Origin of the sequence: Streptococcus sp. 2022WUSS083 (genome assembly GCF_044427155.1) — a bacterium.
In the GTDB taxonomy this organism is placed as follows: Bacteria; Bacillota; Bacilli; order Lactobacillales; family Streptococcaceae; genus Streptococcus; species Streptococcus hashimotonensis.
Window position 1 is genome coordinate 75,784 of sequence record NZ_JAOTGK010000003.1, and the last position, 25,284, is coordinate 101,067.

Sequence of the window (25,284 nt, forward strand, 5' to 3'; positions counted from 1 at the left end):
TATGAAATTTTTATCACGATATTTTAAGGACTATATTAAGGAATCCATATTAGGTCCAGTTTTCAAACTATTGGAAGCTTGTTTTGAGCTTTTGGTACCATTAATTATCGCCTATATCGTTGATACAATTATTCCAAATGGCAGCCAGGGAAACCTGGTTGCTATGCTTTTTTTACTGGTTGGTATAGCATGTATTGGAATTATTGTTTCACTAATAGCGCAATATTATTCAGCTAAAGCAGCGGTTGGTGTGACTAAAGAGCTGACGAATGACTTGTATCAGAAGGTTCTTTCCCTTCCCAAGTCTAGCCGAGATATTCTTTCCTCATCCAGCTTGCTGACACGATTGACCAGCGACACTTTACAAATTCAAACGGGTATTAATACTTTTCTTCGTTTGTTTTTACGTGCTCCAATTGTCGTATTTGGTTCGCTCATCATGGCATTCTATATTAGCCCAAGTCTATCTGCCTATTTTCTAGGAATGATTATCCTATTGATTTTTATAGTGACAGTCATTTCTGTTATGACCAGCCGTATTTATCAATCGATGCGAAAAGAATTAGATGGTTTGGTGGGGCAGGTCCGTGAGACAGTGACTGGTTGGCGAGTGATTCGTGCATTTGGACAAAGAGAGCGGGAAATTAAGGCTTTTCAAGGCATAAATCAGATTTATAAGAAGCAACAGTTGCAGGCTGGTTTTTGGTCTAGTCTTTTATCGCCATTGACATTTTTGGTGGTCAACAGCACCTTACTCATTCTCATCTGGCAGGGAAATATAGCCATTTCACACAATTTGTTGGAACAGGGGATGTTGGTCGCTCTTATCAACTACCTTCTTCAAATTTTAGTCGAATTGGTCAAGATGATTATGGTCGTATCTACTCTCAACCAGACCTATATCTCAGCGCAACGTATTCAAGAGGTGTTTGACCAAACATCTGAGGATGTAGAGTCTAGTTTCCCAAAAGTGGTTAGTGAGGATAAGGAAATCATCTTTTCTGTGCGTCATCTTTCCTTTTCTTATCCAAAATCTGCTGAGGAGTCCCTGTCTGACATTGCTTTTGACTTACGTAAGGGACAGTTTATGGGAATTATCGGGGGAACTGGGTCAGGTAAGTCCACCCTAGTAGATTTATTGCAGGCACTCTATTCAGTGCCAACAAATCAGCTCTCTCTCTTCATTGATGGAAAAAGTCCTAAGAATTTAAAAGAGTGGCGGCAGCAAATTGCCATTGTTCCGCAACAGGCTCAGCTTTTTGCTGGAACTATTCGTTCTAATTTATCTTTAGGATTGGAAGAAATATCTGATAGTGACCTATGGTCTGCATTAAAAATTGCACAGGCTAAATCTTTCATAGAGGATAAAGGTGGTTTGGATAGCCCTGTCGAAGCCTTTGGGAAGAATTTTTCTGGTGGACAGCGTCAACGTTTGACCATTGCACGCGCTATTTTACAGAAAGCACCGATTTTAATCTTGGATGATGCAACATCTGCTCTGGATTATTTAACGGAGAGTCGGTTATTAGTGGCTATTCGCCAGGAATTACCAGGTCAGAACTTAATCATGGTGTCACAAAGAACCAATAGTTTACGGACAGCTGATCAGATTTTAGTCTTGGAACAAGGGCGTCAAGTTGGACTTGGTCGCCATGAGGACTTGCTGAGAAGCTCTGCTATTTATCAAGAAATTCACCAATCGCAACAACAAGGAGAGGAGGATAGCTATGAGACAATCTAGTTTTAAGGAACTGGTCAGATTGGTTTTACACCAGCCCCTTCGAATGTCCTTGATGTTGGTAGGAACTTTGGTGCAAGTCCTTCTGACAGTTTATCTGCCTATCTTGATTGGTCAGGCAGTTGATGCAGTATTGATAGCAAATGGTCAGGTCTTGCTCGGTATCTTAGGTAAAATGGTGATGGTTATCTTGCTTAATACGCTGGTGCAATGGTACTTACCTTTGGTAACCAATCGCTTGGTTTACGGAATGGTGGCCGACTTGCGTGAACAGGTTTATGTTAAGTTGCACCAGATGCCTCTATCTTATCTGGATCGTCAATCAGTCGGTGATTTGGTGGCTCGTTTTTCAAGTGATAGTGAGCAATTAACAAATGGTCTCTTGATGATTTTCAATCAATTTTTCATAGGTATCTTGACCATTTTCTTAACTATTTTCACTATGGCTAGACTAGACATGACCATGATGTTGCTGGTTGTGGCATTAACTCCAGTTTCTCTGCTTGTGGCACGCTATATCGCTAAGAAATCCTATGGTTATTATAGACAACAGACTCAGGCACGTGGGAAGCAATCTCAGCATTTGGAAGAGTCCATCAGTCAATTGACACTGGTTCAATCTTTCAATGCTCAAGAGCAATTTACGCAAGGTTTTCAAGTTGTGAATGACCAGTATGCGACCTATTCCCAACAGGCTATCTTTGCCTCTTCAACGGTCAATCCAAGTACGCGGTTTATCAATGCTATTATTTATGCCTTACTTGCAGGACTTGGAGCGCTGAGAATTATGGTAGGAAATTTTACAGTAGGGTCTCTGACAACTTTTCTCAATTATGCTAGTCAGTACAGCAAGCCTTTTAATGATATTTCCTCGGTCCTATCGGAATTGCAGAGCGCCTTAGCTTGTGCAGACAGACTGTTTGCTATCTTGGCTCTAGATAGCATTGACGATCAGGCTGAGCGGAAAATTGATTCAGAGGAGTTGAAGGGAGCTATTTCCTTTGACAATGTGTCTTTCTCCTATAGTCCTGACCGTTCTCTGATTGAACATCTGGATATTGCTGTCAAAGCTGGCCAAAAGGTAGCCATTGTTGGACCTACTGGTGCTGGTAAATCAACCATGATTAACCTGCTTATGCGCTTCTACGATGTAACGGCTGGTCAAATTACTTTAGATGGAGTTCCGATTAGCCAGTACAGTCGTGAGGATCTTCGCAGACAGATTGGGATGGTTTTACAGGAGACATGGATTAAATCTGGTACCATTCATGATAATATTGCCTATGGCTATCCAAATGCCACGCGGGAATTGGTCATTGAGGCGGCTAAGGCGACTAATGCAGACTTCTTTATTCGTCAGCTTCCGCAGGGTTATGATACAGTTTTGGCAGATGGAGGTGAAGCCTTATCCCAGGGACAACGTCAGCTTTTGTCTATTGCGCGTGTCTTTGTTAAAATACCTAAAATCCTGATTTTAGATGAGGCGACTTCCTCTATTGATACAAGGACAGAAATTTTAGTACAGGAAGCATTTGCCAAATTGATGGAAGGACGGACCAGCTTTATTATTGCTCATCGCCTATCAACCATTCAATCAGCTGACTTGATTTTGGTCATGGTGGACGGAAAAATTGTTGAACAAGGGAATCATGAAGCGTTGATGGCTGAACAAGGCGTTTATTATCAAATGCAAACAAGTCAGCAGACAGAGGAGGATGAAAGTGTTAGATAAATTAAACTTACAACCGATTACGGTTTTAGATGACTATCAAGCTACAATGCTCAATGAGAAAGAGGTGCTACTGACTACAAAGGTGACGGAAAAATCTCTCAATCCATACGGCATAGCACATGGAGGCTTTCTTTTCACATTGGCAGATTCAGTTGCAGGTCTGACAACGGTAGCAAGGGGGGCTTATTCTGTTACCCTACAGTCCAATATCCATTATATGAAGGCAGCTAATCTTGGTGATACCTTATCCGTCACTGGTTCTTGCACACATGATGGAAGCAGGACAAAGGTCGTCGAAGTTAAGATAGAAAACCAAGATAAACAGCTACTTGCTTCAGCAAGCTTTACCATGTTTGTAACAGGCAAAGTAGAATAAAATTCTTCGAACATCAAAAACAGACAGTCTTGGCTAGATTTAGAGAAACAAATTCATTCGCTCAATCTCCAACCTCCAAAGGTTCCCCAAACCTTTGGAGCTAGTTTGATTTTGATTATAAACGATATAAGGGAGTTGGCAAAAGCTGACTCCCTTTCTTTGTGTTATACTAGATGTATGTTAGATTTGAAAGAATATGGAATCGAAATGTGGCCGGAGGAAAAGATTCAAGCTTTTCGCAAGGCACTCTTAGATTGGTATGATGCTAATAAACGTGACTTGCCTTGGAGAAGGACAAGGGACCCATATGCTATATGGGTTTCTGAAATCATGCTTCAACAGACAAGAGTAGACACGGTCCTTCCTTATTATGAACGTTTTCTCCATCACTTGCCTACGATTAGTGATTTAGCACAAGCACCAGAGGAGGTCATTCTCAAACTCTGGGAGGGATTGGGCTATTATTCGCGCGTGCGGAATATGCAAAAGGCGGCTCAGCAAATGGTGGAAGATTTTGATGGGCAATTTCCGACCACGCATGCAGTCATTTCAAGCCTAAAGGGCATTGGTCCCTATACTGCTGGAGCAATTTCCAGTATTGCTTTTAATTTGCCAGAACCAGCGGTAGATGGCAATGTGATGCGGGTTCTCAGCCGCTTGTTTGAGGTTGATTATGATATTGGTTTGCCTGCCAATCGCAAGATTTTCCAAGCGATGATGGAAATCTTGATAGATCCTGACAGGCCGGGCGATTTCAACCAAGCCCTGATGGATCTGGGGTCGGATATTGAATCGCCAGTTAATCCACGTCCCCAGGACAGCCCAGTCAAAGCCTTTAGCGCAGCCTACTTAAACGGTACAATGGATAAGTATCCAATCAAAGCACCAAAGAAAAAGCCGATTCCCGTGGCCTACCAGGGATTTCTCATTAGAAATAAAGACAATCAATTTTTATTGGAAAAAAATAATGAAGCAGGTCTTTTATCAGGTTTCTGGTCTTTTCCGCTTTTGGAAAAAGGAGCAATTGTTGACAAACAAGTCTCTCTCTTTGAAGTTGCAGAAGAAGTTGTTGAGCCAGATATTCGGCAGAGCTTTACGGAACTTTATGGTCTGACTGTTGATTGGCAAGAGCAAGAATTTGATACCGTCCAGCACATTTTTAGTCACCGCAAATGGCAGATAGAAATGGTAGAAGGTGTGGCAGAAACACTTAACCTTCCAGAATCAAAAGAATTGAAATGGGTTTCTGTAGAAGATTTTCCTACCTACCCATTTGCTAAGCCGCAACAAAAAATGTGGGAAACCTTCATCAAGGAAAAAGAAAAGTAAAAAAGTTGACTTTGGAGCACATAATTATTTGAAAGCGTTTTATAATAGTGGTATAATCTAATTGAAAAAAGGAAAGAGTTAGTTAAGATGTTGAACGCCATCTGAATTACTGAAAGGAGTTCTTTAGCGTTCGTAGAAGTGTATATACTATTAGCCATCTTTCTCTAATAAAAAGAGAGGGATGCTAGTAGGGGGAAAAGTCCGTTATCCCTGTTTTATATCTATTTGTGATATCCATTGTCAAATGCATAGCATTAACTCATTATTTAGCCTTGCTACCCGGTTCAATCAGAAGTAGGCTAAGATTATTCGTGTCGTAACTACTATGTGTTCAAGATGTTGTAACTTTTGAACATAACCTTAGAAAATCACAAAAACCTCTAGCGATTTTCATCATAATAAGCAATCTCCACACTTTAGACAAATAGTAAGAGGACAATCAGAGACATAAGGGTAGCAGAATAATTATTTAATCATTAACTTGTTGTCAAATAACTATCTGGTAATGGACTTTTCCAATTTGACATATAAAAGGAGGCTGTCATAGCCTCCTTTTACTGTGCTTTTCAGTTTGTTTTCAGTAGGAAAAAAAAGCCAGCTATACGAACAGACTTTCCAAAACTAGATGGAGGAATGTAGCCAATATAACTAGTGATTAACTAGGCTTAGAAATCAATCTGGACTATAAATATCTACAACTTGACCAATAGGTCGAATATCGTCTTCTGGGCTAAAATAGATGTCATCATAGTCAGAATTGAGTGATTGCAAATAGTCACCTTTGAACTTTTTAACAAAATTTTCGCCATTGACTGAAAAAATTCCAATCGTATTTAGAGGAATATGAGGAGTTAGGCGAATGAAGAGATAGTCTCCATCCTTGATATGCGGAGCCATAGAATCTCCCACAACCTGAGCGATTGTATCATAAGATTGGTTATTCGGAATCTCATCGTTATAGAACGATACAAGATTGTTCATATCTGTATCCTGCCAGTAACCTGTACCGGCAGAAACCTTACCAGGAACAGGTAATTCGATTCGCTCCCGGTAGTCATCCAAGTGAAGAATAGAAGCAGAAGGAGTAACTGAGGCAGTTTGCATAGCTGCTAACTGTTCTTGACCAAAAGTTAACCATCGTGCATGGAAATCACCTTTTAATTCATTGTCCAAGGTTTGAACCTCTGGATGAATAGGCTGTTGAAAGAGTTTAAATTGGGAAGGAGTAATCGTTAAAGCTATATCCTGATTGGAATCTAGTTGCTCGATTAGCTCACCAACCGATATAGCCATGCCCTTAGCGACTTTTTCTAGTGTATCCATCGTTGGCAGGAGAGCTTTTTTGGTTTTGGGATGCTGGTTCTTTTCCAACATAGAAATATAGCCTTTTGTTAAACCAGATAATTCAGCGAATTTATCCATTGATAATTTATTCTTGCTTCGGTATTCTTTTAAAATATCACCTAAAATCATGGTTGTCTCCTTATCTGTTTAACTAATTATACCATTAAAAAATATTTTTTGCAATTTTTGTTTAACGCGTTTGACAAAAAATCAAAACGGTGTTATGATAATCTCACAAAAAGAAAAATAGGAGTCGCAAATGAAAAGGATGACAGAGATTTCTTGGAATGATATTTATAAAGAGTGGGAAACCTATGCTAATCATTTTGGTTTGACGACTCCGATAAATGCTGAAAAATTGCGAAATCAGAAATCGAAGGATTTTGGAAAAGGAGGTCTGATTACGCTGGACTTATTAGCCGATTACGATGCTGATTCTGAGAAGACCGCAGCTATTTGGGTAGCTTCATTTTGTAGAGATTTAATACAAGATTATGCATATTTACTAAATGGTAGAGCCTATCTTACAGTCAATCAGATTTATTTTCAGGCACTCAAACAATTCCAGTCAGAAGCAGTAATATGGTCAAAACCTCTCACACGATTGCAACCGAAGTTATTTGTATCTTATCGTTTGTTGGAAAATCTTGATTTAAGTCATTATTCTTGTGTAGTTGAGTTAGCAATGTTGCAGGCTAGTATGGTTCGGACACAGATATTAGAAAAGTAATTATAACAGGAGAATGAAAATGTTTAATTTGTTGAATAAGAAAGCTGAAGTATCGAAAGTTGCAGAGTATTGGAATGATACTTTGATAGAAAGAGGAATTTTGAGCGCTGATGAATTGCTTGAAGGAAAATGCTGGAGATGTAAAAGTTCTCATGGTGTAGCTGTGTGTCAGATTGTATCAAGCAAATGGAGCAAGGATACGAGCCTGGCTAATCAGATGGTCCTCTGTCTATCCTGTCAGCATGAAAAACCTAATGTAGCCGATACAGAAATTGTGTGGCAATGGTTAGAAGTTGAGAATAATGAACGTTACTGGACACTACAAGGTATGGCAGAATATGAGAAAATGTATAAAAAATCAGTACTTCAAGAGTTATGGGATATGGGAATTAGAGATGGTGAAGAAGTCGAGATGCTTGTAAATAAAGTAACTAGCCTTTCTCGTAAGAATGATATTGTTTTAAATAGAGCAACCTTAGCAGGATTATTTCGCTGTGAAATTGAACAAATGCGTCGAAAGGCATTTCTAAATTGGACAGGAATTTTTAAGCTAGTCAGTTAACCGATACAGTTGTAGGAAAACATCTCATGCTGATTGGAGTAACAGATAAATAAAAAAACGCATCAGATTAGAATCTTAAAGGAAGAAGTCTGATGATGCGTTTATGGGATTATATTTCAGCTAATAAAAATTGGAGTGAATACTTTTGAATTATAGCTATTAAAATTATGGCGGTTATTCGATGTTAGAAATAAAACGATTCTCCTTTCTAGAAAATCGGTAACCGCAATGTTGACAACGATAATAAGTCCGATCAGCTTCATAGAGCATTGCAAACATAGCTCCCTCTATGCCATTGATTGCATGACCAATCATACCGGCTTTACGAGAATATCTTTTTTGTGTTGGAACGTAAGTTTGCAGTTTTATTGACTTACATTTTGGACATTTGAGCGCTTGTTTAGTGTCCATATTATTAGGATGGCATCTGCGATAGATGCTATAAGAGATTATTAGTGCTATGAGGATAATCGGACCGATATATTCTATTAAGGTATTCATAATCTTATTGTAAATCTTGTCCTTATTTTATTCAAGGAAAATGAATATTATTTTTCTAGAATAACTGATCCTATGGCTATAGTTGTTAACTATACATATCTCTAATATTTAAGAATTAGTCAAGATGGTAAAAATGAGGTAGAATACAGAAAAAGACCAAAGGAGTACCTTTATGACTAGAGAATTTTCATTTGAAACCCTTCAACTCCATGCTGGACAAGAAGTTGATTCTACTTCAAAATCACGTGCTGTACCCATCTATCAAACTACTTCCTATGTTTTTGAAGACGCTCAAGAAGCAGAAGATTTATTTGCCTTGCGTAAATCAGGGAATATCTATACTCGTATCACTAATCCGACGGTCTCTACTTTTGAAAATCGTGTGGCAGCTTTAGAAGGTGGTATTGGTGCCTTGGCCACTTCTTCAGGAATGGCAGCTATCACATACACTATTCTAGCATTGGCACATGCTGGCGATCACATTGTGGCGGCAACGACACTCTATGGTGGGACTTTTAACCTATTCAAAGAAACTCTTCCTCGCTATGGTATTACAACAAGCTTTGTAGATATTGATGACTTTGAAGCAGTAGAAGCTGCCATTCAAGATAATACAAAACTTGTATTTATTGAAACCTTGGGAAATCCTGTTATCAATATTCCTGATCTTGAAAAATTGGCAGAAATTGCACACAACCACCACATCCCGCTTGTTTCAGATAATACCTTCGCAACTCCATATTTGATTAATGTATTTTCTCATGGTGTTGATATTGCCGTCCATTCAGCAACCAAGTTTATCGGTGGGCATGGTACGACCATTGGCGGTGTGATTGTCGATAGCGGCAAGTTTGATTGGGCGGTATCTGGTAAGTTTCCGCAATTTGTTGAAGAAGATCCAAGCTATCATAACATTAGTTATACTCGTGATATTGGTGCAGCTGCATTTATTGTAGCAGTTCGTGTACAATTACTTCGTGATACAGGTGCAGCCCTTTCTCCATTCAACGCCTTCTTGCTTTTGCAAGGCTTAGAAACCTTATCTCTCCGTGTAGAGCGTCATGTATCTAATGCTGAAAAAATTGTTGACTTTTTACTTAGTCATCCTCAGGTAGAGTCGGTCAATTATCCATCACTTCCAGATAGTCCTTATAAGCCTTTGGCGGATAAATACCTACCTAAGGGAGTTGGCTCTATTTTCTCTTTCCAAGTAAAAGGTGGAGCAGAAGAAGCGCGTAAGGTTATTGATAGTTTGGAAATCTTTTCCAATTTAGCAAACGTCGCGGATGCCAAATCACTAGTAGTTCATCCAGCTACAACCACGCATGCTCAGTTAGCTCCAGAAGATTTACTTGCTGCTGGGGTCACACCAAATCAAATCCGCCTATCCATCGGACTTGAAAATGTCAATGATTTGATTGAGGACTTACAGCTTGCTCTTGATAAACTATAAGCTGTAAAGCGAATATATTCGAAATACTATTAGAAAAGGAAATTTGGCGTGTGTGCCAATTCCCTTTTTTATATCTGTTCTAGTTCTTCCAGTCCATTCTCAGTTAGTCGGTAGATTCTTTGACAAACTTCTTTCAAAAAACGTCTGTCGTGTGATACGCATACCAAGCCACCTGGATAATCGGCAAATAGTTGACGAATATATGGCTGAGAAGTAGGAGAGAAGTTTCGGCTGGGTTCATCTAATAAGAGAAAATTGGCTTGTTCAAGAACCATTTTTAACAAGAGTAACTTGGCTTTTTGTCCCCCCGAAAGTTCACAGATCTTGTGATGAACTTCTTGTCGTGTAAACTGCAGACTGGCTAGATGTGTTAAGATAAGTTGTTCCTGCTCACGATTGCCATTTTCTAATAAGAAATCAAGTGGAGTTTTAGATTCATCAAGGACTTCTGAATAGTGCTGGGGCATGTATCCCAAGTTTATGTCCACTCGTTGCCTGAGTTCTTGATAGATTAACTTTAGAAAACTGGATTTACCAATTCCATTTTGTCCAATGATGCCAACTTTCTCTTGTCCATTTAAGTTGAAATGGATATTTTGAACTAATTGTCGCCCTCTAATGTTCAATTGGAAGTTTTCTAAGTGAAGCACTTGTTTTCTAGCTGGTAGTGGTGAAATGTCTGAGAAGAAGAGGGAAATGGCATCTTCATGAAAAGGAACTTGTGTGAGATTTTCCTTCATTCTTTCATAGCGTTTTTCACGTGATAAGACACTCTTCATTTTCTTGGCTATGAGCCGTCCTAGTGTGGCATCGTGGGTGTTGAGCAAGGTATGACGCACCTGTGATTTTTGACGTAGGTGTTTGTTCATAGCTTTGTCAAATTCTTTTTTGTCGTTCCGAGCTTGTTGGACTTGCTTCTGATAGGCTTGTTGGCGTCCCAATGCGTAATCCTGGTAGTCAAGATCTACAACTTTGGTCTGAGCAAGTGTTTTCTTCTTAACAGATTCTAGGTGAATGATTTTTGTAGCTGTTCTGCTAAGGAAGTCTTCATCGTGAGAAACGAATAAAATGGTTTTAGGACTAGTAATGATATAGTTTTCAAGCCACAGTAAGGTATCTAAATCCAGGTCATTGGACGGCTCATCCAGAAAAATAATATCAGATGGAGTTGCTAAAGATTTGATTAACTGAATTTTTAATTTTTCGCCACCTGACAGGCTTCCAATCAATTGTTGATTGGCAAATCGTTCGCTGTCAAACTGGAGCTGCTCAGCATAGAGGTAGAGTAGACCGTAATCAATGTCACTGTCCATATCTCCAAAGAAGTAGTCGTTCAAGGTTAGCTCTGCCATTTCCAGTGAAAGACTTTGGGGAATGTAGACTGGTGAGTGAAAATATCGGTGAATGCTGCCTGATATGAGCAGGTAGTCGGTGACAAGAGCTGAATCCATCAAGGTAAGTAATAGACTGGATTTTCCATTTCCTTCTTCGCCGATGATGGCTATTTTATCGCCAGGGTTGACAATGAGGTTTAGGTCATGAACCAGATTTCTCAAATCTTTTTGATGGTCGAGGGTTAGGTGTTGAGTGGTTAGTAGCATAAGGCCTCCTTTACAAGAAAAAACACACTACCTATTTAGTAGTGTGTCGAAATCTGCTCAAAAAGACCCTATTCAAGGAATAGAGGGAACAGAAAAATGGACGCAAGAAAACTACTAAATAAGTATAGAACTTAAATTGAGTTTACTTGTTACTGTCCATTTCTCCTTACCTCGCATGCTTTATTTCTTTTAATATAGCATATCGATAGAAGCTTGTCAATCAGCGTGCTATAATATTCATAGATTTTGATAGAGATATATGTTAAAATGAACTTATTGTAAATGAGAGGGGATTCGAAATGGCAATCACTGGAATTGAGCAAGCAGATATTTTAGAAATAGACAAACAAGTCCGTTTACGTCGGTATGATGGTCAGCATGATTTTGCTTTTGAATGGCACCAAGATCTAGAATTGGTCTGGCTGATTGATGGTGATCAAGAACGTTATAGTCTTGACTTGCTCGATCGTATGTATGATTATTTGTCTAAAAATGGCGAATGTTACTTTATTGAAATTTTTGAAGACTATCAGTTTATCCCAATTGGTGATGTGACACTGTTTGCAGATGATTTTGCCATTGCCATTGGAGATAAGCGGTATTGGAACAAAGGAATTGGAACCAAGGTATTGCAGCGAATGGTAGAACGTGCAAGGGAGCTTGGCTTTGTGGAAATACTTGTCGAAGAAATTTACGATTGGAATCTTGGTTCACGCAAGCTGTTTGAGAAATGTGGTTTTGAAGTTGTTGAAAAGACAAAGAAAGGGTGGTCTTACAAAAAGATGTTATAGGTATTAATTGTGAGATGTTAAAAAGCCTCTGACACACTTGGTCAAAGGCTTTTTGTATTTTATACGTTCAATACCTTATCTAGGAAGTCTTGTAAACGTGGATGTTGTGGGTTGTCAAAGATTTGCTCTGGTGTACCATCTTCAAGGAACTCACCGCCATCAGTGAAGATAACGCGGTTAGCAACCTTGCGAGCGAAGCCCATTTCGTGTGTGACGATCAACATGGTCATACCTTGCTCAGCCAAGTCTTTCATAACGTTGAGTACATCGCCAACCATTTCAGGGTCAAGGGCGGAAGTTGGTTCGTCAAAGAGCATGATGTCTGGGTTCATAGCGAGGGCACGAGCGATGGCAACACGTTGCTTCTGACCACCTGAAAGGCTGTCTGGCATAGCGTCGCGTTTGTCTGCCAATCCAACTTTTTCCAATAATTCCATGCCGACTTTTTCAGCTTCAGATTTGTCCATCAATTTGTGTTCGATTGGCGCAAATGTGATGTTATCAAGTACAGACATATGTGGGAAGAGGTTGAAGTGTTGGAATACCATTCCGACATTTGAACGGAAGGCGTCAACATCTGTCTTAGGATCGGTTAAGTCATATCCATCGACTGTTACTTGACCACTTGTAATGGTTTCAAGTAAGTTCATTGTACGAAGGAAGGTCGATTTACCTGAACCAGAAGGGCCGATGATACAAACAACATCACCTTCATAGAACTTAGCAGTAATACCTTTGAGGACCTCGTTTTTTCCATAAGACTTGTGTAAGTCATGGACGTTGATTTTTAATTGAGCCATTATTTGCCTCCTTTTTCGAGTTTGCGTGCTAAGCGAGTCAAGAGTGTGATAACTACCAAGTAAATGATGGCAAGAATTGCATACATACGGAAGGATTGGTAGTTACGTGCAATAATGATTTTACCTGCTTGGAAGAGTTCTACCAAACCAATCGCAGAAATGATAGTAGTATCTTTCAGAGTAATAACAAACTGGTTGATAAAGTTAGGCAACATAATTTTACCAGCTTGAGGTAGGATAATCTTACGCATGGTTGTTCCGTAGGAAATACCCAAACTGCGAGATGCTTCCATCTGACCAGCTGGAACTGCCTGAATACCACCACGAACAATCTCAGCAATATAGGCACCAGAGTTGAGGGATAGGGCAATCGTACCAGCGACAAAGTCATTGATTGGAGATTGTTGACCAGTGATCGACTCGATTAAGTTTGGAATACCCCAGAAGATGAATGCAGCGACAATCATGAGCGGAATACCACGAACAACATCTACAAAAACAGATGAAGTAATACGGAGTGCTTTAACTGGGCTGACTGCAAACATACCGAAGATAATACCGATGACAATTGCAATAGCAAATGATAGAAGGGCAAGTCCAATTGTGATACCAAGACCTGAGAGCAACTGACCGTAGTTGTTTTTCAAAAGACCAACAATCGTTGTCTCATCAACAGTTGAAGTTGTTGCGCTTGCTTCTTCAGTTGAGTTGAAATACTTATTAAGGATTTCATCATACTTGCCTGATTCAACTAGGGCAGCTAAGCCGTTGTTAAACATTTCAATCAATTCTGGGTTGGCACCTTTTTTAACAGCAAATCCGTACTCACCTGATTTTTCGCCAGGAATTGGTGTTGCAAAGTTGCGACCTTGTTGGATGGCATATAGAAGAACCGCTTCGTCATCCATAAGAGCATCAATAGAACCAGAGTTTAAACTGTCATACATACTTGAAGCTTCGTCGAAGGCTTTTAGGGTGTAACCGTATTTTGACTTGTTTTCTTCCAAGAAACTATATGAAGCAGTACCATTTTTAGCTCCAACAGTTTTCCCTTTTAAGTCTTCGTAAGAAGCGATGTCACTACCATTTTTAACAGCTAATAGGATGTTTGAAGTATAGTAGGCGTTTGAGAAGTCAAAGATTTCCTTACGAGCGTCTGTGATAGACATACCGGCAATAACTGCATCAGCTTGTCCAGCTTGAACAGCATTTAGTGCAGCGTCGAAACCAGGGTTTTGAATGGTAATAGTAAATCCTTGTTGTTCAGCGATTGCCTTGATTAATTCCATATCGATTCCGACATAGTTACCTGATTCATCTTGGTATTCAAATGGAGCAAAAGAAGAATCTGCCACAATTGTGTAGCTTGATTTGACAGGTGTTGCTTTAGCTGATGCGTTTCCTGTCAAGCTTAAACGAGACGAGTAATCTGTACTTTCGGCAGAAGTGGTAGAAGCTCCTAACCATTTGTTCATGATTGTTTCGTAGGTGCCATCTTTCTTCATCTCAGCTAAAGCCTTGTTAAAGTCTTCAACAAGATATTCATATTGGCTACCTTTTTTTACAGAGAAACCAAATGAACCGATGGCTTCGCCTTCGATGTCAATGCTTAGGTCTTGACCTTGTTGGATAGCGTATTGAATAACCGCTTCGTCGTCCATGACTGCATCAACAGCACCAGCAGAAAGGCTATTATACATCAAATCGCCAGTATCAAAAGTTTTTACGTTGTATCCGTACTTGTCTTTGTTTTCTTCTAGGAAGTTTTGGGCTGCGGTACCGTTTTTGACACCGACAGTCTTGCCTTTAAGGTCCTTATATGAAGAGATGGTATTTGCCTTTGTGGTAGCGATAACGATTTTGGTGTCGAAGTAAGGGTCTGAGAAAGTAAATACTTTCTTACGCGCTTCGGTGATAGTTGTACCTGCCATTAGGGCGTCCGCAGATCCAGCCTGTACAGCGTTTACAGCTGCATCAAATCCTGGGAAGCTTTGATTCATGGTCCAACCTGAGCGCTTGGCTACTTCGTTGATGATGTCAACATCTAATCCTTTATAAATTTGATCTGAGTCTTTAAACTCGAATGGGGCGTAAGCATTGTCAAATACGATATCAATAGTATCGTCAGCTTTAACGCCAGTAAAAATAAAGAATACAGGCAAAATGCTTGCCAATAACATGAGTAATTTTTTCTTCATTTCCATACTCCTTCTATTATAAAATAACTGTCCTAGTATATCATATTCTGAAAATTAATGCAAAATCGAGGTTTTTATAATGTTAGAATTTCTGACATACAAAGTCATTAAAATGTGAGAAAATTTAATATTTTGGACATAGTTGTGAATGGTTTAGAATGTTTCTCCATTAGTCGAACTTATGATAAAATAGGAGTATGATCAATCGAAATACTGAAAACCAATTTAAACTTGTGTCAAAATATGCACCGTCTGGTGACCAGCCCCAAGCCATTGAAACCTTGGTTGATAACATCGAGGGGGGCGAAAAAGCCCAGATTCTCATGGGGGCGACGGGTACTGGTAAGACCTACACTATGAGTCAGGTCATCGCCCGTGTCAATAAGCCGACCCTAGTCATCGCCCACAACAAGACCTTGGCTGGTCAGCTCTACAGTGAGTTTAAGGAATTCTTCCCAGAAAATGCGGTCGAATACTTCGTATCTTACTATGATTACTACCAGCCAGAAGCTTATGTACCGTCTAGCGACACCTATATCGAAAAGGATAGTTCGGTCAATGATGAGATTGACAAACTCCGTCACTCAGCGACCTCAGCCCTGCTGGAGCGAAACGATGTTATTGTCGTGGCTTCTGTTTCTTGTATCTACGGTTTGGGTTCACCCAAGGAATATTCAGATAGCGTGGTCAGTCTGCGCCCAGGTCAGGAGATTTCCCGTGATCAGTTGCTCAACTCTCTGGTAGATATTCAGTTTGAGCGCAACGACATCGACTTCCAACGGGGACGTTTCCGTGTACGTGGAGATGTGGTGGAGATTTTCCCGGCTTCTCGTGATGAACATGCCTTCCGTGTGGAGTTTTTCGGGGATGAAATCGACCGCATTCGTGAGATTGAAAGCCTGACAGGTAAGGTTTTGGGCGATGTGGATCACTTGGCGATTTTCCCTGCCACCCACTTCGTGACTAACGATGACCATATGGAAACGGCTATTGCCAAGATTCAGGCGGAACTGGAAGAGCAGCTCAAGGTCTTTGAGGCAGAAGGAAAACTCTTAGAAGCTCAGCGATTGAAACAACGAACCGACTACGACATCGAAATGCTTCGGGAAATGGGTTACACCAACGGAGTTGAGAACTATTCACGACACATGGACGGGCGAAGCGAGGGCGAGCCTCCGTACACACTGCTGGACTTTTTCCCTGAAGACTACCTGATTATGATTGACGAGAGCCACATGACCATGGGGCAGATTAAGGGGATGTACAATGGTGACCGCTCACGCAAGGAGATGTTGGTCAACTATGGTTTCCGTCTCCCGAGTGCACTGGACAACCGTCCGCTGCGCAGGGAAGAATTTGAGAGCCATGTCCACCAGATTGTCTATGTATCTGCGACGCCGGGTGATTATGAAATGGAGCAGACTGATACCGTTGTCGAGCAGATTATTCGGCCGACAGGGCTTTTGGATCCAGAAGTGGAAGTCCGTCCAACCATGGGTCAAATGGATGACCTCTTGGGTGAAATCAATGCCCGTGTTGAGAAAGGTGAGCGGACCTTTATCACTACCCTGACCAAGAAAATGGCAGAGGACTTGACCGACTACCTGAAAGAAATGGGGGTCAAGGTCAAGTATATGCACTCGGACATCAAGACCTTGGAGCGTACGGAGATTATCCGTGATTTGCGCCTGGGTGTCTTTGATGTCTTGATAGGGATTAACCTCTTGCGTGAAGGGATTGACGTGCCAGAAGTCAGTCTGGTCGCTATTCTAGATGCTGACAAGGAAGGCTTCCTCCGTAATGAACGGGGGCTCATCCAGACAATTGGTCGGGCAGCTCGTAACTCTGAAGGTCATGTGATTATGTATGCGGATAAGGTCACCGAGTCCATGCGCAAGGCTATGGAGGAAACCGCCCGCCGCCGTCAAATCCAGATAGCTTATAATGAAGAACATAGTATCATTCCACAAACTATTAAAAAGGAAATCCGTGACCTGATTAGCGTGACCAAGGCTGTCACTCAGGACAAGGAAGAAGTGGTGGACTTCAATGCCCTCAACAAAGATGAACGCAAGGCTATGATCAAGAAACTGGAAGTTCAAATGCAGGAAGCAGCAGAAGTGCTTGACTTTGAACTGGCAGCGCAGATTCGTGATATGGTCATCGAGTTGAAAGCGATGGGGTAGGAGAATTGATAATTTTCAGTCTTATAATGGTTATACTATTGCACAATGAAAGAGAAGAAAATGAATTTTAAAGATGAATTCTATGGTTTTTATAGAAATGATTTGAGTATTGATTCAATAACTAAAGAAAATACAATTATTGTATTTGATACCAATTCGTTATTGAATGTATTTCGCTTTACTCCCGAAGCAGCCAAAAAATATTTTGAAACAATAGAGAAAGTTCAAGATTTTATCTACATTCCCTACTTAGTTGCATTGGAATTCCATTTTCATAAATCTGAGACTTTATTGTTAAGTAAAGTGAATGTTGAAAAATTTAAGAGTAGATTCAATAAAAATTGGAATAAGATAAAAAGTGAGGCAGCTAAGACATTATTTTCTAGTCTAACTTTTCGAAATGACTTACAGCAAGAGGAGCTGAGTTCTTACTTAAGTAGTCTGTTAGATTCAAGTGAATTAGGAATAGAGGCGAAACTACTGGAAAAGATTTCTTCAATAAGTGACACTCAAAAAGCAACTTTTTCTTCATTAATCGAGATTTTAGAGCAGAAGACACGAAAACGCTATGGGCAGGATTGGATAAATGAGGTTGAGAAACGAGGAGAGGAACGCTATAAGAAAGATATTCCGCCGGGATTTAATGATAAAAATAAGAAAGACAGCAGAGGTTATAATGGTATTGTCTATCAACAAAAGTTTGGGGATTTAATTATTTGGGAAGATATGCTGGAAAAATCTTCAGAGAGTGATATAAAAAATGTTGTATTTGTGACATCTGATGGAAAACGTCCTGATAAAACTGATTTGAATTATAAAGTATTAGTTGGAAAAGATGAAAAGGGTAAAGATAAATATCAGGTGGTTGGACCGAGAATTGAACTGATTGAGGAGATGAGGGAGAAGTCAGGAGCTAGTTTTTATTTGATGGATGAGCTTGAATTTATTAAGAGATTTTCTGGTAGTGAAATCTCTAACCGAATGGCTAAATCAATTGGTGATACCCTTGAAGAGCTTGCTAATTCAATGTCTTCGTTAGCTCCCCAACAGTCGAAAGATATGGTTCAAGCCTTTACGAAGGCAACATCATCTTTAAGTAATAGTTTTACTTCTAAAGTTGAGAGACGAGAGGTTACGGATATATTTGAACTTGAAGAAAAATTGAATCAAGATTATAACATTATGGATTCGTTGGCTGAATATGTTGAAGATAAGTTACCCAATATGGATTTTGAAGGAGAATATTTTTCAGGCTGGGGAGAGTTTGAAGATATTCATATATTGAGTTCTAATATTGATGAGTATGCTTTTGAAGATAATTTTTATGAGATTACTTGTACTGCAATTGTTAATGCTGAAGTAGAATTTAATATTGTTACAAAAAATCCTGATTTTGAACAAGGAGAAGAAGAATTCTTTTATGAATCAAGCAGTCGTGATTTAGAATTTACGATTGAGTTTACGTATGAGATGGATTATGATATGTTTGAAAATATTGTAATTGTTGATTATTATTTCATTTAATATCTTTATCCATTTAGATGAGTTATAATGGTAAATGAGTAGAAGGAAATATGTACTAGTTTAATTTTAACTGAAGGACAAATGCAGGAAGCTGCAGAAGTACTTGACTTTGAATTGGCAGCCCAGATTCGTGACATGGTTATTGAGTTGAAAAATATGTAGTAAGAGTTGCTAAATTCAGTGATTTAAGTAGAATGAAATTACAATAGGCGGCAGGTAGAAATTGACCTGCCACCTTTTATAATACTTAAAATTTTTACTTGGGGACTTAGGGACAAAAAATTTGTCCCTGTCCCTATAAAAGGTTATAATGGTTTCTATACTATTTAGGGAATAGGGGAGTTTTTATGAAAAATATTTTTGGTGAAAAACGACAGCGGTTCGGTTTTCGGAAACTGTCAATTGGACTTGTCTCGGCAGCTGTAGCAAGTTTGTTTTTTGCATCGTCGGTCGCAGCAGCACCGTCAGCTAGTGCTCAGTCTATCAATTATTCCTATGTGACAGAGCAAGAATTGACAGATGCGGAAAAGGAGTTGATTATTCGTGACTTGCCTGGCTTAGCTCAGGAAACGGATGCAAATTATTACCTGATCTATCGTCCAGCTACTGGCACAGCATCTACTCCATCGACAAGCTCGTCTCAAGTTTTGCCAAATACTGGCTCCGTAGAAACCGGACTATTGGTGGCGGGCGGAGTGTCTCTCCTATTATTGGCTGTTAGATTTGGTAAAAAAGGTAAGAAGGAGTTGACGGGTGTCATCCTTTTGACAGCTACAGGAGCAAGCTTCTTGGGTCCAACTAGCTCAGCATTGACGAGTCAAATTTTGGCTCAATATAACCATGCTATCGAAATATCTGCCGGACAAGCGTTACCGGCCCCAGCTGAGATTGATGGCTACGTTTATGTAGGATATTTGAAGGATAGCAAAGCTATTGAACAAGCTACTTCAGAAGGAATCCGTACAGAAACTATTGTCAACAAGACAGAGGCCATTCCATTTGAAATTCAAACCGTAGAAAATCCTCAATTATCTGCGGGGACAGAGCGAGTGGTACAGGAAGGACAGGATGGGGAGCGTACTGTAACGATTAAACAAGTCCATTCAAAAGGTCAAATTATTTCGGAAGAAGAGCTTTCCTCGACGGTTACAAAAACTGCTGTTCCAAAGATTGTTGAAGTTGGTACAAAACAAGCAACCGATGATATTGTTACAGAAGTACCAGATACAGCGCCTAGTCACGAGTTACCTACCTTACAGACAACAGAAGAAGTATCTACCTACACGGAGTCTATTCCTTTTGAAACACAAGAAGTTGCTGATGATACCTTGCTAGAAGGTACAAGACAGATTGTGCAAGAAGGTAAAGCTGGACAAAAGACAATTGAGACAAAGAAAACCTACATCGACGGTATTTTAGTAAAAACAGAAACTGTCTCTGAAACGATTAACCAACCTGCTACTCCACAGATTATCCATGTTGGAACAAAGCCAGTCACAAGTGTACCAGATTCGGCACCTAGCCATGAAGTTCCAACGATTTCTTTAACAGAAGAAACGCTTACTCATACAGAAGCTATTGCCTTCGATTTGCAAGAAATCTATGATGCAAACTTGGCAGAAGGTAGTCGTGAAGTTGAACAGAAGGGACAAGCTGGTGTTCGGACAATCGAGACTAAGAATTATTATGCCGATGGTGTACTAATTAAATCCGAACAAGTTTCAGATGTAGTGACAAAAGCACCAGTAACAGAAGTTGTAAGAGTAGGTACGAAAACAGCAGATGTTCTTGGAGTTGAAACCGTTGTCGTAACAGAAGAGCTTCCGTTTGAAACGACAGTCACAGAAGCAGAAGAACTTTATGTTGGAGAAGAAAAAGTTGTTAATGAAGGTAAGGTTGGTTCTAAGGAAGTTACCACTACTTACCAGACAATCAACGGAGTCCGTCAACCAAACCCAACAGTGACTGAGAAAGTCCTTGAAGAGCCAACAACGAAAGAGGTTCTCAAAGGAACAAAACCAATAGAAGGTACGGAAACCGAAACGAATCAAGTTGAAATTACCTTTGAAACAGAGTATGTTGACGACCCGACACTGCTAGAAGGTAAGACCAAAGTTGTAACGGCGGGTGTAAATGGCTCTAAGACAGTTACAACAACTTACCAGACTATCAAGGGCGTTCGTCAGGAAAATCCTACTGTAACGGAAGAAATTACTAAGCAACCAGTCAAGCAAGTCATTGCGCGTGGTACAAAGGTTGAAAAAGTACCACAAGTGATTATCACAGACTTGGTTGAAAATGACGATGCCAAGTCAGCGACAATTAGCTACAAGTTGACAGATGAAACATCTAATTTCCTCAGAGCAGTTGCACTTTTGTATGACAATACAGGTGCCTTGGTTAAAGAGCAAGCTATTGACGATCCAAATGGCGAAATTACCCTAGAAAATCTCGACTTCTACACAGACTATACTGTGAAGACCAAGATATTCTATACCCTAGATGAACAAGAACAAAGTTCAGAGCAAGAAGCCATTATTGAAAGCATGCGCAAATTTGATTTGGTCTACAAGAAGATTGAAATCAAGGATATTGATGCGGTGACTGTTTACCGTCGTAAAAATGGTAGCTACATCGGTCAAGAATTCTTGGAAGAACTGCCAACATCCACCGATGAATTGTTTATCAAGGTGACTTCAGACCGTTTCAAGGAAGTTTACCTACCTGTGTCAAGCGTTGAAGAAACTACCTTGAATGGCAAGGCAGTCTTCAAACTAGTTTCATCCTTTGATGAATTGGTACAGGACAAGGATGCCCAATACGTTGCCAACCGTGAATTCTATATTCCTAAGATGGCGACTGATGCAAATACCTACACATCTTTCAAAGCTTTGATTGACGCTATGAAGGCAAATCCAAAAGGCACCTTCAAACTAGGAGCACATTTGGACGCAAGTGAAGTTCCTGTTGGAGATGTTGCATCGTATGTGACCAACTTTAGCGGTACCTTGGATGGCTTAAATGACGGCTACGCCTTTTCTATCAGCAACTTGAAAGCACCATTGTTCTTTAACCTTGGTGGTAAAGTTCAAAACTTGGACATCAAAAATGCTAGCCTAAACACAACCTCTAAGAACCCACTTGCGACAATTGCTATCAATGCCAATGGAGCAACCATTACAAACGTAGCAGTAGAAGCAAGCCTTAAAGGTCCGCAACATGTTTCTGGTCTAGTTCATTCTGCAACCAACTCTACTATCAAGGATGTATCCTTCAAGGGAAGTATTGAAGTAACTGGAACTGAAGCCAGCCTAACTGGTGGTATCTTGGGTAACGGTACGATGGCAAGTGTTGGAAATGCCAAGGTTGATGCGACCATTACCCTCCCAGGTACGGCAAATCAAGTAGCTGGTGGTATCGTCGGTCGTACCATGCTTGTCTACGATGTACCAGGAAGCGTCTATAATTCTTATGCAACTGGTTCCATTGTGACGACTGAATCGGCAGCCATTGTCGGCGGAATCGCAGGTGCCAACCAAGTAACGGGTGCCTATGCTCCATATAGTGGTAATGTTAACAATGTTATCAGTGATATGACTGGTGAGACAAGCATTATCGGTCAACCAGCAAATCCAAATGGTAAGATTAAAGACGGATTTACAACAACATCCGATAGCTTGAGTAATGTCACTGTTATCACTGATGAAGAAGCTCAAGCAAAAGTGGAAACGATGAATATTCAAGCGACAATTGACGATTCTGTACCGCTTAATCTCAATCATTATTCAGTAGACTACTTGACCTTGGATAAGGCACAGGCTGACCATGAAATCGCCTACTACAACATGGAGAAAATATTGCCATTCTACAACAAGGAACTTCTTGTCTATTATGGAAACAAGATTGCGACAGACGATAAGCTCAACAAGGTTCGTTTGCTGGATGTTGTTCCAATGAAGGACAATGTTGTAGTTGCTGATGTCTACGCTGAGAAGGCCAATATCAATAAGATTATGCTTCACTATACAGATGGCACTGTGGACTACAAGACAGTTTCTTATCTAGAAGACTTCAAGAATAATCATGTGGTTGAGTACACTATTTCAGGTACGGACTTGATTTACACGCCAGAATCATTCTTGAATGACAGAAGTGCCCTTGTCAACGACTTGGTAAGCAGCCTTTCTACGGTTGTCCTCGATTCGGATGCTATGAAGGCTATTATCAATTATCCTACAAAATTAAATGCAGATACTCAGACTGGCACAGCTAAAGACTTCTACTTTGGTGAAAGCTTTGAACAAGTGAAAGCTAACCTAGAGAGCAACGTTCGTAAGATTTTGGTTGCTAGTCTAAATGGTCAAGGTCAGGCTTCTGAAGACTACATCAAAGAGAAAATCACCAATAACAAAGAAGCCTTTGTGCTCGGTTTGACCTACTTGAACCGTTGGTATGACATCAACTTTGGAGAGATGAATACCAAAGATTTGACAATATTTGAACCTGACTTCTTCGGAAATGATGCGGCGTCTGCTCTTGATATGATTCTTGCAATTGGTAATGGTGGCTACGATGTTCTTCGTGCCCACAACAACGTGACCACTTTTGCATCCATCATTGGTAAACAAAATAATCAGACCAAGCTTTTTGATATGCTGGAAGACTATCGTCAGCTCTTCTTGCCAGAAATGACCAACAATGAATGGTTCAAACAAACCACTAAAGCCTATGTGGTTGAAGGTAAGTCCTTGATTCCAGAAGTAGCTGCTAAGCAGGAAACGACAGATACTTACAGCAAGTACAATGTCGGTGCCTACAGCAAGATTGTGAATGATACGGTGTCTAATCCAACTTGGAAGTACAACCACATGCTCTTGCCACTTTTGACCCTGCCACAAGAAAATATCTTTATTATCACAAACATGAACACCATCGCGATTGGTTCATATGAGCACTATGTAGATGATTATTCAACAGTGGAAAATCGTGATAAGGTTCGTCAGATGGTTGATTTGGCGGCAGAACGCCAACGTGACAATGCGGACTTCTGGTATAAGATGATGGACGAAGCCAACCGTGACAAGCTCTTCAGATCTGTCCTCAATAACGAAGGTTACGTCATGTACGGTAAAGATGGCACGAAGTCTTATCGCAACTTGACAGCCGATGTTGATGCTATCCAAGATTTCTACGGTCCTATCAACAAGTGGTACCGTGAGCATCCGTCTATTAAGACTGCCTTTGCGGATGGAAGTGAGACCTACTATATCACTTACGATATGCTGTCAGATTATGGTACAGCCCTTTATACCCACGAAATGGTCCACAACCAAGATGGCGATATTTATCTGAAAGGCTATGGCCGCCGAATCGGTCAAGGTATGGAAGTTTACGCTCAAGGTCTTCTGCAAAATGTCTTCAATGTCACTGAGATGAACCTTGGATTCAACGCAGTCTATAATAGCGATGATGCCAACCGTGTCCATGTCGGAGATCCAGTTGCACGTTTCAATAGCGAAGCTGATTTCAATGAGTATTACCATAACCAGTTCGATGTGCTTTACTTGCTGGATTACCTAGAAGGTACAAACATCTTGGCTCAATCGGATGCAACGAAGAAAGCTTGGTTGCGTAAGATTGAAAACTACTATGTCCAAAATAATGGTGTTGATACCCATGCTGGAAACTCTGCGCGTGCATTGACCGATGATGAAGTTGCAAGCTTGAAAACCTTCAATGATTTGATTGATCAGAGTATTATCGTTCAGCGCCAATATGTCAACAATCCAACTAACACAAGCAAGAAATGGGATCGAAATAGTTATGTCAGTGTTCCAATGTTTGCAGCTAACTTCTCAGCCCTTTCAAACTCAAAAGGTTCACCAGGCGACATCATGTTCCGCCGTATGGCCTTTGAATTGATTGCTGCTAAAGGCTACACAGATGGTTTCGTACCGTATGCTTCTGGGCAATTATCTGACCTTGCTATGGAGAAAGGCTCAATCATCTACGATACTTGGAACAAGAAAGATACTGGTTTGATTACGGATGACCATGTTCTAGAATATGTCTTCCAAGGTCAGTATGCTACATGGGCTGAATTCAAGAAAGCCATGTTTACTGAGCGTTTGGAAAAAGCTGCAGCAGGCCAACTCAAACCGTTTACCATGCAGTATGAACTTGGTGTTGCTGATTCGACCAAGGAAGTGACTGTCACAAGCTTTGAACAGTTGCAAGCCTTGATGAAAGAAGCTATGGAAGCAGACATCCAAGCGAACAGTCTCAACTTGAACAACAGTCGAGTTCATGCACTCAAAGTAAAAGTTTATCAAGCCTTGATGAACTCTACAAATGACTTCAGAACATCGATTTTTAATTAAATAATCATTAACAAGTTGGTCTTGTGCCAACTTGTTTTT

At 40.2% G+C, this 25,284-nt stretch carries 16 protein-coding genes and 1 pseudogene; 12 read left to right on the plus strand and 5 right to left on the minus strand.

Annotation, left to right across the window (positions count from 1 at the left end; genetic code table 11):
* The first annotated feature begins 1 nt into the window (after window position 1).
* The 4 genes from ODU41_RS04385 to mutY all read left to right on the plus strand — a co-directional run bounded on the left by ODU41_RS04385 (window position 2) and on the right by mutY (window position 5,175).
* Window positions 2-1,741, plus strand: coding sequence for an ABC transporter ATP-binding protein (locus ODU41_RS04385; protein ID WP_024410476.1), 1,740 nt, complete (start codon window positions 2-4; stop codon window positions 1,739-1,741).
* Window positions 1,728-3,470 (plus strand): ABC transporter ATP-binding protein, encoded by a 1,743-nt coding sequence (locus ODU41_RS04390; RefSeq protein ID WP_398578690.1) that lies wholly within the window; start codon window positions 1,728-1,730, stop codon window positions 3,468-3,470. Before ODU41_RS04385 ends, ODU41_RS04390 begins: the two co-directional genes overlap by 14 nt.
* Window positions 3,454-3,846, plus strand: coding sequence for a PaaI family thioesterase (locus tag ODU41_RS04395; RefSeq protein WP_029751010.1), 393 nt, complete (start codon window positions 3,454-3,456; stop codon window positions 3,844-3,846). Before ODU41_RS04390 ends, ODU41_RS04395 begins: the two co-directional genes overlap by 17 nt.
* A 177-nt stretch (window positions 3,847-4,023) precedes the next feature.
* The gene (gene mutY / locus ODU41_RS04400; RefSeq protein WP_171841449.1) at window positions 4,024-5,175 is read left to right on the plus strand and encodes an A/G-specific adenine glycosylase; all 1,152 of its coding nucleotides are present in this window, start codon (window positions 4,024-4,026) and stop codon (window positions 5,173-5,175) included.
* A 672-nt stretch (window positions 5,176-5,847) separates the two neighbouring features.
* Here the strand turns inward: mutY and ODU41_RS04405 are convergent.
* A complete protein-coding gene (locus ODU41_RS04405) occupies window positions 5,848-6,648 on the minus strand; it encodes an XRE family transcriptional regulator (protein ID WP_074391077.1) in 801 nt (266 codons plus the stop codon).
* 130 nt (window positions 6,649-6,778) lie between these two features.
* On the opposite strand from ODU41_RS04405, the gene ODU41_RS04410 reads away from it, so the two are divergent.
* The gene (locus ODU41_RS04410; protein ID WP_074391076.1) at window positions 6,779-7,249 is read left to right on the plus strand and encodes a hypothetical protein; all 471 of its coding nucleotides are present in this window, start codon (window positions 6,779-6,781) and stop codon (window positions 7,247-7,249) included.
* Window positions 7,250-7,268: 19 nt separating this feature from the next.
* Window positions 7,269-7,811: a hypothetical protein gene (locus ODU41_RS04415; RefSeq protein ID WP_074391075.1), complete on the plus strand. Its 543-nt coding sequence runs from the start codon at window positions 7,269-7,271 to the stop codon at window positions 7,809-7,811.
* A 174-nt stretch (window positions 7,812-7,985) separates the two neighbouring features.
* Here the strand turns inward: ODU41_RS04415 and ODU41_RS04420 are convergent, their stop codons facing one another.
* Window positions 7,986-8,126, minus strand: a complete 141-nt coding sequence (locus ODU41_RS04420) for a hypothetical protein (protein WP_014635984.1) — start codon at window positions 8,124-8,126, stop codon at window positions 7,986-7,988.
* A gap of 358 nt (window positions 8,127-8,484) precedes the next feature.
* On the opposite strand from ODU41_RS04420, the gene ODU41_RS04425 reads away from it, so the two are divergent.
* The gene (locus ODU41_RS04425; protein WP_024407217.1) at window positions 8,485-9,765 is read left to right on the plus strand and encodes an O-acetylhomoserine aminocarboxypropyltransferase/cysteine synthase family protein; all 1,281 of its coding nucleotides are present in this window, start codon (window positions 8,485-8,487) and stop codon (window positions 9,763-9,765) included.
* A 68-nt stretch (window positions 9,766-9,833) separates the two neighbouring features.
* On the opposite strand, the gene ODU41_RS04430 is transcribed toward ODU41_RS04425, so the two are convergent.
* Window positions 9,834-11,366: an ATP-binding cassette domain-containing protein gene (locus ODU41_RS04430; RefSeq protein WP_398578692.1), complete on the minus strand. Its 1,533-nt coding sequence runs from the start codon at window positions 11,364-11,366 to the stop codon at window positions 9,834-9,836.
* Window positions 11,367-11,665: 299 nt separating this feature from the next.
* Here ODU41_RS04430 and ODU41_RS04435 point away from each other — a divergent pair, with 299 nt between their 5' ends.
* A complete protein-coding gene (locus ODU41_RS04435) occupies window positions 11,666-12,157 on the plus strand; it encodes a GNAT family N-acetyltransferase (protein WP_044762811.1) in 492 nt (163 codons plus the stop codon).
* A 59-nt stretch (window positions 12,158-12,216) separates the two neighbouring features.
* On the opposite strand, the gene ODU41_RS04440 is transcribed toward ODU41_RS04435, so the two are convergent.
* Together ODU41_RS04440 and ODU41_RS04445 are read right to left on the minus strand one after the other, a co-directional pair.
* Window positions 12,217-12,957: an amino acid ABC transporter ATP-binding protein gene (locus ODU41_RS04440; protein WP_002940438.1), complete on the minus strand. Its 741-nt coding sequence runs from the start codon at window positions 12,955-12,957 to the stop codon at window positions 12,217-12,219.
* A complete protein-coding gene (locus tag ODU41_RS04445; RefSeq protein ID WP_398578693.1) occupies window positions 12,957-15,155 on the minus strand; it encodes an ABC transporter substrate-binding protein/permease in 2,199 nt (732 codons plus the stop codon). The genes ODU41_RS04440 and ODU41_RS04445 overlap by 1 nt, the downstream gene beginning before the upstream one ends.
* A 197-nt stretch (window positions 15,156-15,352) precedes the next feature.
* On the opposite strand from ODU41_RS04445, the gene uvrB reads away from it, so the two are divergent.
* The 4 genes and pseudogenes from uvrB to ODU41_RS04465 all read left to right on the plus strand — a co-directional run bounded on the left by uvrB (window position 15,353) and on the right by ODU41_RS04465 (window position 25,245).
* Window positions 15,353-17,341 (plus strand): excinuclease ABC subunit UvrB, encoded by a 1,989-nt coding sequence (gene uvrB / locus ODU41_RS04450; protein ID WP_074391071.1) that lies wholly within the window; start codon window positions 15,353-15,355, stop codon window positions 17,339-17,341.
* 60 nt (window positions 17,342-17,401) lie between these two features.
* Entirely contained in the window at window positions 17,402-18,865 is a 1,464-nt protein-coding gene (locus tag ODU41_RS04455) for a PIN-like domain-containing protein (protein WP_398578694.1), read from the plus strand.
* 78 nt (window positions 18,866-18,943) lie between these two features.
* Window positions 18,944-19,027: pseudogene (locus tag ODU41_RS04460) on the plus strand (UvrB/UvrC motif-containing protein); the annotation flags it as partial.
* Window positions 19,028-19,212: 185 nt separating this feature from the next.
* On the plus strand, window positions 19,213-25,245 hold the full coding sequence (locus tag ODU41_RS04465) for a ZmpA/ZmpB/ZmpC family metallo-endopeptidase (RefSeq protein WP_398578695.1): 6,033 nt from the start codon (window positions 19,213-19,215) through the stop codon (window positions 25,243-25,245).
* Window positions 25,246-25,284: the final 39 nt, after the last annotated feature.